Annotated in this window: 19 protein-coding genes and 4 pseudogenes; 15 read left to right on the top strand and 8 right to left on the bottom strand. The window is 68.9% G+C overall.

Features of this window, described 5'->3' with window-relative positions:
* Window positions 1-94 precede the first annotated feature (94 nt).
* A pseudogene (locus AB0442_RS38410) lies at window positions 95-816 on the bottom strand (IS5 family transposase); the annotation flags it as partial.
* 241 nt (window positions 817-1,057) lie between these two features.
* Window positions 1,058-1,357 carry a hypothetical protein gene (locus tag AB0442_RS38405; protein WP_366168172.1) on the bottom strand — a complete coding sequence of 100 codons (300 nt, stop codon included), beginning with the start codon at window positions 1,355-1,357 and terminating at the stop codon, window positions 1,058-1,060.
* A gap of 239 nt (window positions 1,358-1,596) precedes the next feature.
* On the opposite strand from AB0442_RS38405, the gene AB0442_RS38400 reads away from it, so the two are divergent.
* Window positions 1,597-1,806 carry a hypothetical protein gene (locus AB0442_RS38400; protein ID WP_366168171.1) on the top strand — a complete coding sequence of 70 codons (210 nt, stop codon included), beginning with the start codon at window positions 1,597-1,599 and terminating at the stop codon, window positions 1,804-1,806.
* A gap of 217 nt (window positions 1,807-2,023) precedes the next feature.
* Here AB0442_RS38400 and AB0442_RS38395 read toward each other — a convergent pair whose 3' ends face one another.
* From AB0442_RS38395 to AB0442_RS38385, 3 genes are all read right to left on the bottom strand, one after another.
* Window positions 2,024-2,338: a hypothetical protein gene (locus AB0442_RS38395; protein WP_366168170.1), complete on the bottom strand. Its 315-nt coding sequence runs from the start codon at window positions 2,336-2,338 to the stop codon at window positions 2,024-2,026.
* Between the two features lie 799 nt (window positions 2,339-3,137).
* A complete protein-coding gene (locus AB0442_RS38390) occupies window positions 3,138-3,380 on the bottom strand; it encodes a hypothetical protein (protein ID WP_366168169.1) in 243 nt (80 codons plus the stop codon).
* A gap of 230 nt (window positions 3,381-3,610) precedes the next feature.
* Window positions 3,611-4,219, bottom strand: a complete 609-nt coding sequence (locus AB0442_RS38385) for a hypothetical protein (protein WP_366168168.1) — start codon at window positions 4,217-4,219, stop codon at window positions 3,611-3,613.
* 55 nt (window positions 4,220-4,274) lie between these two features.
* Between AB0442_RS38385 and AB0442_RS38380 the strand changes: the two genes are divergently transcribed.
* Both AB0442_RS38380 and AB0442_RS38375 read left to right on the top strand, forming a co-directional pair.
* Entirely contained in the window at window positions 4,275-4,631 is a 357-nt protein-coding gene (locus tag AB0442_RS38380; RefSeq protein WP_366168167.1) for a hypothetical protein, read from the top strand.
* A gap of 51 nt (window positions 4,632-4,682) precedes the next feature.
* Window positions 4,683-5,014 (top strand): annotated as a pseudogene (locus tag AB0442_RS38375) (transposase family protein); the annotation flags it as partial.
* A gap of 115 nt (window positions 5,015-5,129) precedes the next feature.
* On the opposite strand, the gene AB0442_RS38370 reads toward AB0442_RS38375, so the two are convergent.
* Window positions 5,130-5,288 (bottom strand): hypothetical protein, encoded by a 159-nt coding sequence (locus AB0442_RS38370; protein WP_366168166.1) that lies wholly within the window; start codon window positions 5,286-5,288, stop codon window positions 5,130-5,132.
* Between the two features lie 534 nt (window positions 5,289-5,822).
* On the opposite strand from AB0442_RS38370, the gene AB0442_RS38365 reads away from it, so the two are divergent.
* The 4 genes from AB0442_RS38365 (at window position 5,823) to AB0442_RS38350 (ending at window position 8,536) form a co-directional block, all read left to right on the top strand.
* The gene (locus tag AB0442_RS38365; RefSeq protein WP_366168165.1) at window positions 5,823-6,518 is read left to right on the top strand and encodes a protein kinase; all 696 of its coding nucleotides are present in this window, start codon (window positions 5,823-5,825) and stop codon (window positions 6,516-6,518) included.
* Entirely contained in the window at window positions 6,464-7,399 is a 936-nt protein-coding gene (locus tag AB0442_RS38360) for a PASTA domain-containing protein (protein WP_366168164.1), read from the top strand. Before AB0442_RS38365 ends, AB0442_RS38360 begins: the two co-directional genes overlap by 55 nt.
* Window positions 7,400-7,921: a PASTA domain-containing protein gene (locus tag AB0442_RS38355; RefSeq protein ID WP_366168163.1), complete on the top strand. Its 522-nt coding sequence runs from the start codon at window positions 7,400-7,402 to the stop codon at window positions 7,919-7,921.
* Between the two features lie 153 nt (window positions 7,922-8,074).
* Window positions 8,075-8,536, top strand: a complete 462-nt coding sequence (locus AB0442_RS38350; RefSeq protein WP_366168162.1) for a hypothetical protein — start codon at window positions 8,075-8,077, stop codon at window positions 8,534-8,536.
* Between the two features lie 187 nt (window positions 8,537-8,723).
* Here AB0442_RS38350 and AB0442_RS38345 read toward each other — a convergent pair whose 3' ends face one another.
* Window positions 8,724-9,131, bottom strand: a complete 408-nt coding sequence (locus AB0442_RS38345) for a nuclear transport factor 2 family protein (protein WP_366168161.1) — start codon at window positions 9,129-9,131, stop codon at window positions 8,724-8,726.
* Window positions 9,132-9,371: 240 nt separating this feature from the next.
* Between AB0442_RS38345 and AB0442_RS38340 the strand changes: the two genes are divergently transcribed.
* A complete protein-coding gene (locus AB0442_RS38340; protein WP_366168160.1) occupies window positions 9,372-9,527 on the top strand; it encodes a hypothetical protein in 156 nt (51 codons plus the stop codon).
* A gap of 326 nt (window positions 9,528-9,853) precedes the next feature.
* Window positions 9,854-10,705, top strand: coding sequence for an IS5 family transposase (locus AB0442_RS38335; protein ID WP_366168173.1), 852 nt, complete (start codon window positions 9,854-9,856; stop codon window positions 10,703-10,705).
* Window positions 10,706-11,006: 301 nt separating this feature from the next.
* Here AB0442_RS38335 and AB0442_RS38330 read toward each other — a convergent pair whose 3' ends face one another.
* Window positions 11,007-12,191, bottom strand: coding sequence for a hypothetical protein (locus AB0442_RS38330; protein WP_366168159.1), 1,185 nt, complete (start codon window positions 12,189-12,191; stop codon window positions 11,007-11,009).
* A gap of 1,608 nt (window positions 12,192-13,799) precedes the next feature.
* Here AB0442_RS38330 and AB0442_RS38325 point away from each other — a divergent pair.
* The 6 genes and pseudogenes from AB0442_RS38325 to AB0442_RS38300 form a co-directional block, all read left to right on the top strand.
* Window positions 13,800-14,108, top strand: coding sequence for a transposase (locus AB0442_RS38325; protein ID WP_366168158.1), 309 nt, complete (start codon window positions 13,800-13,802; stop codon window positions 14,106-14,108).
* Window positions 14,109-14,249: 141 nt separating this feature from the next.
* Entirely contained in the window at window positions 14,250-14,480 is a 231-nt protein-coding gene (locus AB0442_RS38320) for a hypothetical protein (RefSeq protein ID WP_366168157.1), read from the top strand.
* Window positions 14,453-14,560: pseudogene (locus tag AB0442_RS38315) on the top strand (winged helix-turn-helix domain-containing protein); the annotation flags it as partial. The gene AB0442_RS38320 and the pseudogene AB0442_RS38315, both read left to right, overlap by 28 nt.
* Before the next feature lie 182 nt (window positions 14,561-14,742).
* Window positions 14,743-14,949, top strand: a complete 207-nt coding sequence (locus tag AB0442_RS38310; protein WP_366168156.1) for a transposase — start codon at window positions 14,743-14,745, stop codon at window positions 14,947-14,949.
* A gap of 337 nt (window positions 14,950-15,286) precedes the next feature.
* Window positions 15,287-16,093 (top strand): DDE-type integrase/transposase/recombinase, encoded by an 807-nt coding sequence (locus AB0442_RS38305; RefSeq protein WP_366168155.1) that lies wholly within the window; start codon window positions 15,287-15,289, stop codon window positions 16,091-16,093.
* Between the two features lie 254 nt (window positions 16,094-16,347).
* Window positions 16,348-16,442 (top strand): annotated as a pseudogene (locus AB0442_RS38300) (IS5/IS1182 family transposase); the annotation flags it as partial.

Here is a 16,442-nt window from a genome sequence, read left to right as displayed (position 1 = left end):
CCGGTGCCCGGAGACGGGCACGCCGGGTTCGGGAGGCGGCTCGGGGAAACCCACTGGTGGAGACACCAGCAGGGCGCCCCGAGTCGACCTCACCCAGGCCGCGCCACTGCTTGAGTCGGTTGAAGCAGCGTTCGACGACGTTGCGGAGCTTGTAGGTCTGCCGGTCGAAGCCGGTCGGTCGGCCGCCGCGGGAGCCCCGGTTGAGCCGGTTGAGCGCCTGGTCGGCCCGTTCGGGGATGGTGTGCCGGATGCCGCGTCTGCGCAGGTAGGCGCGGATCTTCCGGGAGCTGTAGCCCTTGTCGGCGATCACATGATCGGGTCGCGTGCGGGGTCGGCCCGGCCCGACTCGCGGGATGCGAATGGCCTGCATGACGTGCTCGAAACGGGTGCAGTCGTTGGTGTTGCCGCCCGTCAGGACGAAGCCCAGCGGGCGGCCGCGTCCATCGCAGGCCAGGTGGACCTTGGTGCTCAGTCCGCCACGGGATCGGCCGAGGGCGTGATCACCCGTTTCGTCCCTGTCGACTGCCCCTTTTTGCCGCCTGCGGCGTGTTGGTGGGCGCGGACGATCGTGGAGTCGACCGACACGAGCCAGTCGATGTCGCCGGCCGCGTCCTTCTCCGCCTGGACCTGCCGAAGCATGCGCGAGAACGTGCCGTCCAGTGCCCACCTGCGAAATCGTGTGTACAGGGTCTGCCAGGACCCGTACCGCTCAGGCACGTCGCGCCAGGCCGATCCGGTCCGCAGCTTCCAGACGATCCCGTTCAACACCAACCGATCGTCACTGCGCGGCCGGCCCGCGGTTCCCGAACTCGGCAGGAACCGCGAGAGCACAGCCCACTCGGCATCGGAAAGCTCATGACGACGTATCACACCGACATGATCTCATCGCTTGATCATCTTTGAAGACGGACCCTAGGCGCGCGGCTCCGGGGCCGGGTTCGACGAGGTCATCCGACCCCCGGCCTCGGAGCCACCTTCCCGCGCCGCAGACTGGTCGGCGGTGGGGGCTGTGCCTGACGCAGCGGGTTCGCTGCCGGCGGCGGTGCGGGTTTCGGGGTCAAAACGGTGCGGGACCGTTGCCGCGGATCGTGAGCGTGGCGGTCGGGCGGTCCAGCTCCTCGACGAGGAACGCGGCCTCGGTGTCGTTGATGGCCAGGTGCGGGGCACCGGCGTACAGGACGGTTTCCGCGTCGGCGTCACTGTCGAAGTGGAGGTGTCCGGCCCACTGCTCCAGGCCGGGGTAGAGGGATGTGCCGTTGCTGATCTGGTCGGTCCAGCAGCGCAGGTTCGCCCGGCAGCGGTAGAGGTCTGCGCCGGCGTGCACTTTGGCATCGCCCTGGTGAAAGCGTGGCTCCATGGCCTCAAGTCTCGGCGCGCCGGTCCCGGCCCGCTCCTTTCTGTGTCCGTTCGCTCTGCCGGGCAGGTGGGCGGCGTGCGCCGGGTGTTTGGTGGCTGCCACTGCCGCGGGCCGGTGTGGGGGTGGCGGTCGATGATCCGCTGCCGGACTCGACCCCAGGCCGAATATCATCCTTTTCAGCTATATGCCCTTCTTTGGATACTTTGAGTGAAGGTTTGCCGAACCCGTGGAGGGCTGTCGTGCCGGAGCCGGAGCTGACGCCGGAGGAGATCGCCATGGTCCGCGCGTACGTGGAGATCCCGCCCGGGGTCGCGATGGACCGCCTGGACGTGCAACGGGCTCACCTCGCCAAGGCCGTGGGCGGCCGGTTCCGCAAGGTGGGCCCCGGCCTGTACGAGATCGTCACCGGGACGCCGCACCCCGGCACGCAGCACCCCGACCTGCCGTAGCCCGCCCCGGCCGGACCGGACGGTCTGCTCCGGCCCCACCGGCTATTCGATCGGGGACGGCCGGACGGGCCCGTGGCTCCCGTCGGCGCCGAAATTCGCGACCGGCCCCGTGGGCGAATTTCGCAAGCGGCTACACATCCGCGGCGGGGCCCAACGCGCAGGGGCGCTCGTGCGCGCACGCGAGGGGCCGGATGAGGCGCGGTGCCTTCCTGGAGGGTCAGAAGGGCGGGGACCCGGCGCCGTCCACGAGCAGGAACAACCCGTCCATGTCGGCCACCTTCACCGCGGCGAACCGGCCCTGGACGAGGACGAGAGCATGGCGCTCGTCGGAGGCAAACCAGGCGTTCACGGCGTCGTCCTCGCTGTCCAGGCGGAGCTTGCCCTCCCACCGGCCCAGGCCCTGCGGCCCGCGGGCATTCCCAGAGGCCTGCGCCGGGGCCGGGTCTGTCCACCAGACCAGCGAGGCCCAGCACGGGTAGTCCGCTCCGCCGATGTGCAGGACGGCCTCGCCGTCGTAGGAACGCTCGCTCACGCCTCCTAGCCTGAAGCCGGCCGGAAGAGCCCGCACAGCCACGGACCGGGACCGCCGGGTACCGCCGGCAGCCCCTGGCCGTCTTCGACGCTAACCCCCACTGCCGCAGTACGGCGACCGCACCCGTGTCCTGACAAAACCGGCGTCCTGCCGAGGACCGGAGCGAGGCACCCACCGCCCCATCCCCGTGCAGGCCTGCCCTAGGGTGCAACGTACGGCCCGGCCGCCCAGGGGGGAGGGCGGCCGGGCCGAGGAGGAGGGAAACGGCCGATGACCCAGCCTCTCCACCCCGGACGCTACGGCCACCACAGGCCCACCCCGCGGCAGCACGCCGCCCACCAGCAGCGCTTCACCCGCGAGCACCAGCCCCGGCATCGGAACCGGACGGACGCAGCAGTGGTGCGGCCCGCCGCGGGGCCACAGCAGGCCTGTGGTGCCCGCACGACGCCGCACCGCACCCGGGTAGGCCGCCCATCGACGATGGGCCACCAGGAGGCCGCACAGGACTTTCGCGCGGCCCCACCGCCCCCGGGGTTCGCCCGGACCTCTCACGGCTATCGCGCGGGAAAAGGCGTCCTCGGCGCGAAGCGGCTTGCCACCCGGTCCGGCCTGCGGAAACGATCCGGCCGCCCGGAGGCAGGCTCCGACTATGACTCCTACGGCGACTCCAACCCCCTGGGCCGACCACGGCTCCCACCGTGGAACCGACCCCCGGGCCTACCCCGGAGTCCGGTAGGCACGGGAGCAGCGATACCGGCCCGGCCCTGATCGTTCTCGTGCCGGTGGCCACCGGCGCGCCCTACAGGCCGGCCGATGCTGGGCCCGCATCCGACTGGGCCAGCGAGAGACGGATCGTCCCGTCGGGGAGAGGCTCGTAGAGCACATCCCGGATGTCTCCACCGGCGTCCCGGGTCGAGGTGGTGAGCATGTGCTCGCCGGCGAACGTCAACTCACCACCCGCGGCCTGGATCAGAGCGACCAGGAGTTCCTGTGCGCGCCAGTTGGGTGCGATACGGCGAGGGGTGTACAGGTCTGCATCCATGCCCGGTCCAACGACCGGCGGCAAGTTCAGCAACAGGCACCGGTCTCCGCCGAAGGGTGCCCCAGGGAAGTAGCTGGCCCCCGCCGCCCCCTTGCCCCGCAGGTCAGACTCCTTGACCGGCCACCACACGGCACCGATCGCAGGACATTCCGCAGACCATTCCGTAGGCAACTCCGTGGGCCCCCGGTCGGCCTGGTGTCCCGCGGATGGAACCTCTGTGACTGAGTGCTTCAGTTGGCCGGTGAGCGCTCGGTGTCAGGCGCCGGACGGGTCCAGAGTGTGAGGTCGCTGCTGGTGGCGACCGCGAGGGTGTATCCGGACGGCGAGAAGCCGGCAGCCCGCAGTTCGGAGTAGTTGGAGTCGAAGATGTGCCACCAGTCCTCCCCGTGCGGTCCGTTGTGGGGTATGCCTCCGTCCGCGGATAGCAGGACGCGGTCGTGCGGCCACTCGGGGCTGACCACCTCCAGGGTCCAGCCGTCATGAGTGGTGGTGTGCAGGCCGCCCCCGAAGAGTCCCGCGATGCGTACCCGGGTCGCCGAGACGGGGCCGAGCCCGGGGCAGGAAAGATCCGGCTGCGCGTCCGGGGTGCTGTCGTCGGGGTCGGGGTCACGGTCCCGAGCGATCTTCTCGCCGGTCACGGTGTCAAAGAGCCCGTGGCCATCGCGGGACACCACCATGAGCAGGTCGCGGCCGTCGTCAGGAGCGGGGACAAAGCCGATGCCGAGCAGCCCGCCGATGGGGATGCGCCGATTGAAGACCGGGCGCCAGGGAGCGGGCGGCGCAACGACGGGAACGGACAGGAACCGCTCTCGCAGACGCTGTTGGTAATCAGAGATCAAAATGGTCTTCTTGCCTCGGCGGGACGTTGACCGCCTCAAGGCGACGACAGGAATCGTGCCAGATTCGTTCGCAGGCATCCTCCGCGCTCAACTGGCCAACCGAAGCGCTCAGTCACAACACCAGGCCGACCGGGGCGGGTCCGAGCCGTCACCAGACGCCGAAGTCGGCCCACTGGATCCCGGTGAACTCGACGCCAAGGCCGGACGCGCGGCGCTCGCCGCCGCGAAAGTAGTGCTCCTGCAGACCCTCGACTGGACCACCGCCGAGGCTAATCTCGGCGTCAAGTCCGCCGTGGGCGGTGACCAGAGCCTGACCGACAGTGAGCCTCTTTCATCCTGTCTCGGCAGGGTGAAACGGCTGGTCAGCGGGGTTTTAGTGACGCGACAGGGCCCCTCGTCGTTGCCGTGGTGATCTCACTCATCACGTCGCTGCCGAGGGGCCCTGTTGGTCTCGTAACCTGCCATGCTCGACGTCGCGCACGAGCTCGTCGAGCACGTCTCGTGGCTGATCCATACCCGAAGGTGTGAATCGGATCGCGATGGCGGAAGTTGGACTGCTTCAAGCAGGCCCTGCTGGTACTGGCCCACCTTCGGAAGAACGAGACTCTCGCGCAGGTCGGAGCCGGGTTCGGTGTGTCGGAGGCGACCGCCTGGCGGTACGTCGACGAGACCCTCAAGGTCCTGGCCGCATGGGCGCCGGGCCTGCGTGAGGCGCTGGTCGGTCTGGGCGAGAGCGACTTCGTGATCGTCGACGGGACGCTGATCCCGACCGACCGGATCAAGGCGGACGAGCCGAGAGGCAACGCCGCGGTGGGGCACGGCGTCGCGGCTGGCCGCGGTCTTTCACCCGGTCGGCAGCATCCCGGCACTTTGCCGTGCGGATGCCCTGCCGCTTCGGGGCTCACCCAGGTCAGACCGCGGCCCCGCCGGCCATGACGACCTGCTTGATCAAAGCCACGGTCTGCGCGGGCGGGAGCGTGCCGTGGTCGGAGCCGACCGAGAAGCAGACCGCAATGAGCAGCTGCAGCAGCGCGGCCCGGTGGAGCTCGCCGGGTACCTGCTGCCACAACTCGCGGCGGGCACCACACCGGCATCCCGATGCTCCGTCAGAAGGCTCAGCGCCAGGGCGGCCAACGGGCCCGGTGTCGGGCACGGAGCACGGTATCTCCACGCTGAGCGCGAGGTCCTCGAGGTGCACCGCCAGCTCGACGCAACGGGTCTGCAGGTGCCCGTCGAGCAGCATCTCCTCCCCCGGCTGGTGGAGAACGGCCACCCGTCGGCCGGTCGGCTCCGTGTCCAGTCGCCGCGACAACCGCTCCCATGCCGCCGGGCCTGCTCGGGCCACGGCGGAACGGGCGGTCGTCCGCGTGGGGACTGCACGGCGTTGCCGGGTCGCTTTCGCATTCGACTCCGTTGCGGGTTGACCGGTACCGTCGTCGCCTGTCATGTGCAGTGCCTCCGTCGGGTGGGATGCCCGGGAGCGTCTCCGGCACGCGGGGCGGGCGCGGGTGACGGCCCGTGAGCAATTGCGGCGGCCGGTGCCGGGGTTCGCGCGCGAGGCGTGCACGCAGGGGCGATCGAGTGTCGAGGGGAACCGAAGAAGGTGCACGCAGTCGGGCCGGTCCGGTCGGTCGGCAAGGGCCGCTACGTTCTGGAGGCCCCGCTGGGTGCGGGCGGTATGGCGTCGGTGTTCCGCGCCCACGACACGGTGCTGGACCGTACGGTCGCGGTGAAGACCCTCCACGCCGACCTGGCGCGCGACCCGTCGTTCCGGGCGCGGTTCCGCCGTGAGGCCCGGGCGGTGGCGGCGCTGAACCACCCCAACATCGTGGCCGTCCACGACAGCGGTGAGGACGACGGGCCCGACGGCACCGTGCAGTTCATGGTGATGGAGTACGTGGAGGGACGGTCCCTGCGCGAGCTCGTCCGGGACCGCGCCGCGCACTCCTCCGCCTCCGCGCTTCCGCTGGATCTGGTCCTGACCGTGACGGCGGCGGTGCTGGACGCGCTGGAGTGCAGTCACCGGCGCGGGCTGGTCCACCGGGACATCAAGCCGGCCAACGTGATGACCACCGCCGGCGGCACCGTCAAGGTCATGGACTTCGGCATCGCGCGGGCGCTGCAGTCCGACGCCACCGCGATGACGCGGACCGGCACGGTGCTCGGCACGCCGCAGTACCTCTCCCCCGAGCAGGCCCTGGGCCGGCCCGCCGACGCCCGTTCCGACCTCTACTCGGCCGCTGCATGCTCTTCGAACTCCTCACCGGGAGCCTGCCGTTCGACGGGGAGAGCACCATGAGCGTGCTCTACCAGCACGTCCGGCAGCCGCCGCCGGTGCCCTCGTCGCTCGACGCCTCGCTGCCCCAGGCCGTAGACGCCGTCGTGGCCAGGGCGCGGTGCAAGGACCCGGCCGAGCGGTACCCGAGTGCCGGGTCCATGGCCGAGGAGCTCCGTCGCATCGCCTCGGGCGAACCGCCCGCCGGGCCCACTCCGACCCTCGTCACCCCCGTCCACGACGCCCTCACCGTCACCGCCGGGACCGTTCTGGCCGACGGCGCGGCCCGCCCCGACCGAGCCGGACCCGACCGGGCCGGCCCCGCCGAGGCCGTGGACGCCGCCCCGAGAACGACCGTCGCTAGCCAGGGCACCCCCACCGTCGGCCGGGAGTCCTTCACCGTCGACGGCGATCCCGCCGAGCGGATCACGATCCGCACCGGCACGCCCGGCGAGGACAGCCGGGGCGAGGGCCACAGTGACGGCCGGACGTTCACGACGACCGTCCACTTCGGCACCCATCCGCAATCGGCCGACGCCGAGCGGACCGTCCGCAACCTGAAGATCTTCGCCGGGCTCGCCTTCCCCGCCGTGGTGCTGCTGGTCGTGGGAGCCGGCCTCGGCGCGCCCTACCTCTTCGGAAGCGTTGGTGGCGTCTCGCACACGCCGGACCCACGAGCCACCGGCACCTACCTCTGGTGCGACCCCGGCACCTCGAACGGCCACCTCAACTCGCCCTCGTTCACCGGCATGTCGGCGAACGAGGCCAGGACGTGCGCCGAGATCGCCGGGCTGAGGATCGACCAGAAGACCACCGCTGGCACCAGGTACGACAAGGACACCGTCACCCGGCAGGAACCCTCGGCCGCCCAGTCGGTCAGCCGGGGCGACACCGTCACCGTCTGAGTGTCGACGGGCGGCGACCCCCGCGCCAAGGGCGAGCTCGCCAACTGCGAGCTCGAGGAGCAGCACGGCAAGATCCCGGTGCCCTGGCTCAAGGGCAGGACGGCGGCCGAGGCCCGGGTCTGCGCGGAGATCGCCCGGGTGACGCTAAAGGAGGCGGGAACCGTCCAGGACGCGCTGGTACCGGCCGGTCAGGTGGCCAGGCAGGAGCCGGCCGACGGGAACATCGCCCGGGGTGGCACGGTCGCGGTGTGGACCTCCTCCGGCGGAGATCCGAGAGCGGTGGGCGAGCTGGCCGGCTGCGACTTCTACGCGACCAGTGACCGTCCGGAGGCGCCCGGGCTGGAGTACCGGACTGTCGAGGTGGCCCGCTCCTGCGCGGAGATCGCCCGTCTCAAGCTGGAGGAGCACCCCGTCGCGGACGGCGTCCGGCCCGCCGGCCAGGTGGTCCGGCAGGAACCGGCCGCCGGTGCGCACGTCGACCCCGGTTCCACCCTGAAGATCTGGGTGTCCTCCGGCCCCTGACCCGGCTCCTGGTCCCGGCCGGGCCCAACAAGGCAAAGGCCGGTCCGTTCCGGCGGGAGAGCCCGCGCCCGTGAGCCGCCGCCTGCCGTGCGTGTGGTGCGGGCCTGCCCGGGGTGCTCTGCGTACGGTGGGCGGGATGAGCGAGGTGACGCGGTGATCCGAGGAGAAACGCCGGAGGAGGGTGGTCGGGGTGAGCCCGGGCTGAACCTCGACGGCGGGCTCGAGGAGGTCGCCGCGCACTTGGTCGGCCTGTACTTCGACGACCTGGCCACGGACGGGTGGAGCACACCGGACGGCTCCGACCCCAAGAGCTACTGGAGGTACCTGCGCGGCGATGACACGCATCCCGTCCGCGCCGTCTACGAGGTCCCCGCGGACCGGGGCTTCACTGTCGGCGACGTCACCGTCAACGGCAAGCCCATCCGGTTCGGCGCGCAGATCGCGGACTTCATCACCATCAAGCTCACCGCCGTCGCCTGCCGCCTCGGCCAGAGCACCACCTTGCCCAAGAGCGCCTGCGTGGAGTTCCCCCGGACCGCGGCCGCGGCCCTGGTGGACACCGTCCGCGGACGGACCGGCTACCTCGCCGCCCCCACCACCCGCTCCCGGCGCTGACCCATCCGACCCGCGGGCGCCGCAGCCCCGCCGGCCGGACCGCGACGCCCGCGCGTCCGGACCGAACCGCAGGAACCCGGTGACAGGGCCGGCTGAAGCGCTCGGGTCACAGCTGCTGTGACCGAGCGCTTCAGCCGGCGGAGCCTCGCCGTCCGAAGCTTCGGACGCCCTCAGCCTTCGGATGCCCTCAGCTCATCAGCTCGGGGGCGAAGTAGTCACGCAGCCGGGCGATCTTCCCGTCCCGGATGCGGAAGATCTGTACCAGCGAGACCACCCGGTCGCCTTCGTCGCCGTCGAACACCGTGTCGACTTCGGCGATGAACACGTCGGGGTCCGAGGTGGTGTGCAGCACGTATCCGGACTTCTCGATGTTCGGCGCGCGGCCGCCCTCCGCCTGCCGTTCGTAGTAGGCCGCCATCGCGCTGCGGATCTCCGCGCGGCCCACCAGCCTCCGGGGGAAGGAGGCGTCGGCGGGCATGAGCGGCGCCTCGAAGACGCCGTCCGCGGTGAAGGCCGCGGCGAGGGCGTCGGCATTCCGGGTCAGGGCACCGGCGTAGACGTAACTCTCGAAGATCTCCTGCGGCGTTCGGGTCACAGCGGCCTCCTCGGACTCGGGCGTGGAAGGCCTACACCATCACGCCGGCGCTTCCGGGGTGGCGGAATTTCTGGGAACGAGCACGTTCCGCGGAACCGGCTGTCGTCCCCTCGCCGGCTCCTGGACACAGGGTCGCCCCCCAGGGGCCGCTGGTTTCGTCCCACCGGCACCGGGCAGGCCGCCTTCACCAACCGGGTCGACAGCCTCCGGCCGGCCGCCCGGGGGCGGCACGTCGCCCGGATGTCCGCTCAGCGCCCGTACATCCTGTGGCACATCGCGACCAGGCTCGACGGCGACACCTCCCCGGCCACCCTCGGCCGCGCCTCAGTGACCTTCGCCGCCGTCCTCACCCTCGCTGCCGCCGTCACCGGCGTACTCGCCCAGCTCGTCCCCTGAAAGGTCCTCACGCCGCGGGCCCGGCGGTGCCGTCCTGTCCTGGGCCGCCCGGGATCGGTGTCCGCGACGGGCCGGATCTGCGTTCGGCCCAGCGTGCTGGAGGACGCCGCAGCACGGCCCGCCTCGCGAGTCCGGTGGATCGGGACCGGTCGGGCTGGCTGTTGGTGGACCGGGTAGGTTTTTCTGCGCGCCGTCCGGGACGAGACGCACACTTGCCCGGCGGGCCTTCCACGTCGCCCGGCGGGGCAGCTCTTCTCGCACATGGGTGTGCCGGGCACCGTACGACGGCGCCCGGCAGCCGCCGTGTTGTGCCTGTGGTCAGGCTGTTGCGGGCTGGAGGTGACGGTCGTCGGCCATATCCGAGTGACCTGCCCGATGCCCGCTGGGCCTTGGTCGAACCCACCCTCACTGCCTGGCGCCAGGAGCGCACTGCACGTGCCCTGGCGTTCGGTCGCCCACCCGAGCACGAGCTGCGCGACCTGCTGGACGCGATCCTCTACGTCGACCGCACCGGCATCCCCTGGCGCTACCTCCCGCACGACTACCCGCCCTGGGAAACCGTCTACGCCTACTTCGCCCGCTGGCAGAAGGAGGGAGTGTTCGAGCAGCCAGGCGGCCTTCTCCGACGCCTGGTCCGCACCGCCGAAGGCCGCGATCCGGAACCAACGGCGTGCATCATCGACTCGCAGAGCATCAAGACCTCCACCAACGTCCCTGCCGTCGACCAGGGCGTCGATGTCGGGAAGCAGATCGTCGGCAGGAAACGCAACATCGTCACCGACACGATCGGTCTGCTGCTCGTGGTGCTGGTCACCGCCGCGAGCGTCCAGGACAACGCCGCCGGCCGGCAGCTGCTGACCGCGGTCGCGGCCGAGCACCCCACGATCCGCAAGGCCTGGGCCGACATGGGCTACAAGAACGCCGTCGTGGAACACGCCGCCACCCTGGGCATCGACCTCGAGATCGTCCGCCGCGACCCTGCCACCAGGGGGTTTGTTGTTCAGCCCCGCCGCTGGATCGTCGAGCGCACCTTCGGTTGGCTCATGCTCCACCGGCGCCTGGCCCGCGACTACGAGGCACTCCCGGCCCGCTCGGAAGCCATGGTCCACGTCGCGATGATCGGGCTCATGACCCGCCGCCTCACCGGCGAATCCACCCCGACCTGGCGCGGAACCTGAGCTCCGAAGTCAGGGGCGAAACGCCCAGTCAAGCGCGGCGGCCAGCATCCGCCTCGCGCCTTCGCGGACGATCTCGTCCGGTAGGGGGCCCTCCCGCGTAGTTCCGTCCTCGTTGACTGCGGTGAGCACAGGGCGCGCCTTTCCGGCCGACGCTGCAACGTCGATCTTGCCGGGTGGCCTATCGATCAATCACCCGGGAGGTCCGCCTTCCCGAGCCGATCCACAGGTTCCGAGCATTCCTCTTGCGGGGCACGGTGGCACAGTTCGGCGGTGAGACGGACCGCTCTTTCAGGGTGAAGGTTCATTGCAGTGGAATTGATGTGTTGTTCTGGATGGAGATCCTAGTGAACGGGTAGGTCGAAACTGCGTCGTAGATGACGAATTGCGTATACTGTCGCTCCGGCATGGCGCGCCCGAGCGATTTCATCACCTGTGCCCAATGGGCGAGATCGAGTTGTATTCGATTTTGCGCGATCGTTACGTCGTGGAGGCCCGGTGCCACGGTTGACCAGAGATCGATCACGTTCGCCGCCCGGTAGACGGTGTTGTTCGAGAAGGTAGTGTTGGAGGCAACAATGTTGGTTCCCCGATAGTAGTCATTTATCGTGTTGTTCTGAATGTTTGCCTTGTCGCCATGCACTTCGATAGCGGCCGCAAGGGAGGCATTGCCATTGAATGTATTACCATAAATCACCGTATTGGTTCCCGAGGTGTAGACAGAGGAGTGATCATGCCACGGAGTGTTTACGGTGGAGAAAGTGCTGTAGGACAAGGTGACATCACGTGTAGAACTTCCGGTGACGACCGTATTCGTGTTGTTTGTGTTAATGAACATGTCCTGCGTTATGGTGATCCCCGTGCCAGAGAGAAGGGCGAGGACGAACCGCGGCGAAGTCGACGACAGGCAACTCGAGGAACAATTGCTCGTTGAAATAGGGTTGCCTGACGCGTTCTGGTCGAATACGATGCCCGTGATCTTGAGGCCGGAAAGGTCCGTGGTGGCCGGAGCCGTCAAAATGGCGCGATAGTCGCCATAATTGTCCTTGACCTTGAGGGTTGTCCCGTGCCCGTTGATTACTTCGCCTCGCGGGATGGTAAGGCCAGGCCTGATGATGAACGGCGCGGAGGAAGGGCGGTACGGCAGATCCACTACGCCGTTCTGCGGATTATTGAGAAGCTGCTGGATGTAGTCCGTGTCATCAACGGTTCCGGCATCTGTAAGAAGGGAACCCTGCTGTGCCGCGGACGCCGTACCCGGTATCAACGGAATGACTGGGAGTGAGAATGTAGCCATCGCCGCAGTCATGGCCACGCATGGCCGGAGAAATCTACGACAGCGCCGACTTCCGGGTTCTGCCGCCGATTCCTGGACCCGGCGGATCGGTGTCCGCTTCGCCGGAATTACTCGAAGAGGATGAATGCGGCTTGGAAACGCCCACAGGAAGATCCGCCAGCACTTCTTTGCCGAGGTTTGCGAGTTGTTCACGGGAAAATCCCTAGCCGGATGGAAAGAACCGAGAAATCTGCCGGATGTCACCTGATGAGATTTTTTCAAACAAGCCCAGACTCCTTAGAATGCCGGAAATTAATTGCTCATTGACCTGGCATGGTTCATCAGCCCTCGCAGCGGATGGTTCACTGCGACATCGACTCGCCGGCAACTTCGGCCGGTAATCGAATAAGCATTTCTCCGGGCATTTCCCGAGCGCCGTTCAGGTAAGCCGTTGCACGACGCTGCGGAAAGACCGGACTCCCACGCACCGATGGCGGGATCAGCCTCAGCCGTCCGGTGGGCCGACTGTCGGATGGCTCTGCCCGTCCGTGGCCCCTCCCCCACGAGTGAGCGGGAGATCAGATCCGGGCCGGCGGCAACGCCAGATCAGGAAGTTCTCCAGGGGCCGCTGCGGCGTCGACTGGTCCCGAAGCAGGTGTCCACGCGGCCGCACCACGCCAACACGCCTCCATGCAACTCACCGACACAGGGTGTACCGGCGAAGCCGGCTCGCCCGACGCGTCAAGGTCGGCTTTGAAGCCACCAAGAGGGTGTAAAGCGATCACGGGCGGCAAGGCGAGGGCAGGCAGCTTCGGTGCCGCCGACGTTCATTTCAGGCCCTCCCTTCCGGGCGCTGCGGTCAGCAGCACGGGATGCTCGGCCCAGGACAGTCAGCGGCTCCTGCCGCCGGATACGGCGCGCGGTCACAGCGACCCAGTGTGACGAGAACGTCCAGACTCAGAGCACCGCGCCACGAATGCCTCAGCGCAGCCCATGGGCGCCGCGACCCGTTCTCGGTGCTTGAGCGCAGGCCCGGCTGTTCCTGCAGATTCTCCGGGGGCTGAAATGGAGGGCGCGGAAGCAGTGGCAGGAGCGGAGCCGTGGCGGATCGGCGAGCCACTGGCGGCGTCCGTCCGCACGACGCGCTTCCCGTCGACGGTTCGAGCGATCTGTACCACGCAGCGCGGTGGCCGCTCGAATGCACAGAGAGTGTAGGTCGAAAGGAGCCCTGAGGATGGTGCGCCGGTGGCGGACTGGATGACGTGGCATGGCTGTCGATCGTTGCGCACCGGACACGGGAGGTGTCGCGGGGTGAGGTGAAGCACATCGCTGAGAGCCCCTCAAAAGGGCACAAGAGTGCCTGAGGAGATGGGAAGAGACACTGTCACGACGCACGGGCCTGGAACGAAACCCCCGGTGCGATGCCCCGCCCCACACACCCCTGGCCCAGAAATGGCGTCGGTTGTCTCGGGCGCTTCTGCGCCGACCACTACGCCTGGCTACTAGATGCCAGGCCCCCATCATTGGCACACCAGTCACACCGAGTCAAGGGGGTCCGTCCGGATTTCGGCTCGTTTGCAGTCAGTGGTGACACTGCACCTAACTGTAATCATGAGGTGTGGATGAGCCAACTCTGTTGTGAGTGTGATGTTTTCGCGGTTGTCGGCGTTGGTCGTCGAGGATGTGGCGGATGGCGGTGAGGTGGTCCGGTTGACGGCACGGTACCGGGACGTCCCGGTACCGTACCTGGCGTGTGGGGTGCCGATCGCGAAGGTGCACGGGTTGACTGAGCTTTGCCCTGTTACGTGGACACCCTGACACTTGGATCTTGACGATTCAGGAAGGGAAGTCCAGGCGGGACGTCCGTCGAAGTACTCGGACGAGTTCCGTCGTGATGCCGTCGCGCTGTACCGGGCCTCGGAGGGCCGGCGCACGTTCGCGGCCGTCGCAAAGGAGATCGGGGTCAACCGCGAGATACTGCGGAACTGGCTACGAGCCGCCGATGCCGGGCCGGCGTCGACCGGGCAAGCATTGAGCGCCGACGAACGGGCCGAGCTCGCCCGCCTGCGCAAGGCCGAGCGCGAGTGGCAGGTCGAGAAGGAGATTCTCCGCCGGGCAGCGGCCTATTGACCCGAAGCGGTAAGGTTCCGCGCTCGTTGGTCCGGGCGTGACGGATCTGGTGGGGGACGCGCGGCGGCTGTCGCCGAAGGCTCAGGAAGCTCTGCGGACGCGGCAGTTGCGGCGCTCCGGGCGGGTCGGGATCGGCGCGAGGTGGCCGAGTTCCTGGGCGTGACCGTGGAGTCGGTGACCGACTGGTGGGCCGCCTGGCAGGCCGGCGGCCGTGAGGCACTGGTGTCCAGGACCCGTGGCCGGCGGGTGGGCGAGCACCAGGTGCTCGATCCCGACCGGCAGCAGTGCGTCCGGCAGGCCCTGATCGACCACCGTCCCGAAGACCTGGGCCTGGGTGGGCAGTTGTGGACACGGCGATCGTCGGCGACCTGATCGCCCTGCTGTACCGGGTGCGGCTGACCGAGCAGGGGGTGGGCAAGTACCTCAAGCGCTGGGGGCTGTCGTTCCAGCGCCCGGACAAGCGCGCGATCGAGCAGGACGTGGAGGCGGTCCGCGCCTGGCGCGAGGAGACCTGGCCCGCCATCCGCGTGAAGGCCCAGGAGGAAGGTGCCGAAGTGCTGTTCGCTGACCAGAGCGGTATCCGCTCCGACCAGGTATCCGGCCGGACCTGGGCCCGCGAGGCGAGACACCGACCGTGCGCCGGACCGGTAACCGCTTCTCGGTCAACGCGATGTCCGCGATCAGCCCGCGGGGCCGGATGTGGTTCACCGTCTACCGGGGCACGTTCACCGCCGAGGTGTTCTGCGACTTCCCGGACCGCCTGAACAGACAGTTCGACCGCCCGATCCACCTCATCGTCGATCGGCACTCCGTCCACCGCAGCAAGAAGGTCCGCGCCTAGCTCGCCGGCCACCCCGGCCGCATCACCCTGCACCTGCTGCCCGTACGCGCCCGAGACCAACCCGGACGAGCCGGTCAACGCCGACCTGAAACGAACCCTGCTGCCGGCCTCCCGAGCCCGCAATGCCGACCGGCTCGCCGACGAGGTCCGGCGCTTCTTCCACCGCCGACAGAAGCAGCCGCACATCGTCCGCGGCTACTTCCAGGGCCCGCACGTCCGCTACATCGCCGAGATGCCGGAAATTTAGCGTTTCGGGTCAATATTTCGCACGGGGAGACGAAGTCAGGGCCCGCCGCTGGGACTTCATCTCCGCCCACGCCGCCGAGTTCGGCGTCCAGTGTGCAAGGTCCTGGGCGTTGCCCGTTCCGGCTACTACGCCCGGCAGGCCGGGCACGGGACCGGACCGAGCGGGCAGCGGCCGAGACGGCACTCGTCCACGGGATACGCCAGGTCCACCGGGAGAGCCGGGGCGCCCACAGGGTTCCGAGGGCGCAGGCGGAACTGCGGGCCCAGGGGCCGGGTGGTCAACCGCAAACGGATAGCCCGACTGATACGCGAACACGGCATCGCCGGCCGTCATCTGCACAAACGCCGCCGAACCACCGTCCAGGACAGGAACACGCCATCGGCACCGGACCTGATCGGACGCGACTTCACTGCGGCCGGGCCCGATGTCCGGTGGGTCGGCGACATCACCTATCTGCCGGTCGGCGGCTCATGGATGTACCTGGCCACCGTCATCGACCTGCACTCGCGACACCTGGTCTGGTGGTCGCTGGCCGACCACATGCATGCCCGGCTGGTCGCCGACGCGCTCGAAGCTGCGGTCGCGGCACGCGGCAGCCGGGTCGACGGCGTGATCTTCCACTCGGACAGGGCCTCGCAATACGGATCGGCCGATTTCGCGAGTCTCTGCCGGCGTCACGGAGGCTGTCGCACGACTTCCCCCGGCCGGGAGTCAAGAGCGATTCGTTGTTCGGTTCCGACCGGCGCGGGGGTGTCGGAGTTTGGCCCTGTGGGGCGGAACTTCCTGGTGTGCGGCCGCGAACGTGATCTTGACTCGGCTGCCGGATCATCACCGCGAACCGCGTGGTGGAGCACTCCACCGTCGCGCGGTTCATCCAGCGTCACCGCGATGCGCTGACCCAGCTGTTCATGCAGGTGCTGGCCCGTGCGGCCGGCGTGGACTGGCGGACCTGTCCGCGGTGGCGGTGGACGGCTCACCGATGGACGCGAACGCCTCCCGCGACTCCAACAAACACCTGTCCCGCCTCGAGGTGGTCATCGCCCGGTGTGAGAGGGCGTTAAGTCCGGTTCTGGATGATCTGGTGTCGCCCGTTCGTGGGTACGAAGTCGTTCAGGCTGACTTGCGTGTCGTGTGCATGATGGGGTCGGGGTATGGAACGGATGCCGTACTCAACGGACTTGTCCGACGGGCAGTGGGCCTTGATCGAGCCGCTGGTCACCGCCTGGAAGCAGGAGCGGGTGTCGCG

It is taken from the genome of Kitasatospora sp. NPDC085895 (assembly GCF_040702125.1).
Classification (GTDB): Bacteria; Actinomycetota; Actinomycetes; order Streptomycetales; family Streptomycetaceae; genus Kitasatospora; species Kitasatospora arboriphila.
The sequence above is the reverse complement of the archived record's forward strand: the minus strand, read 5'-3'. Positions and strand labels throughout refer to the sequence as shown.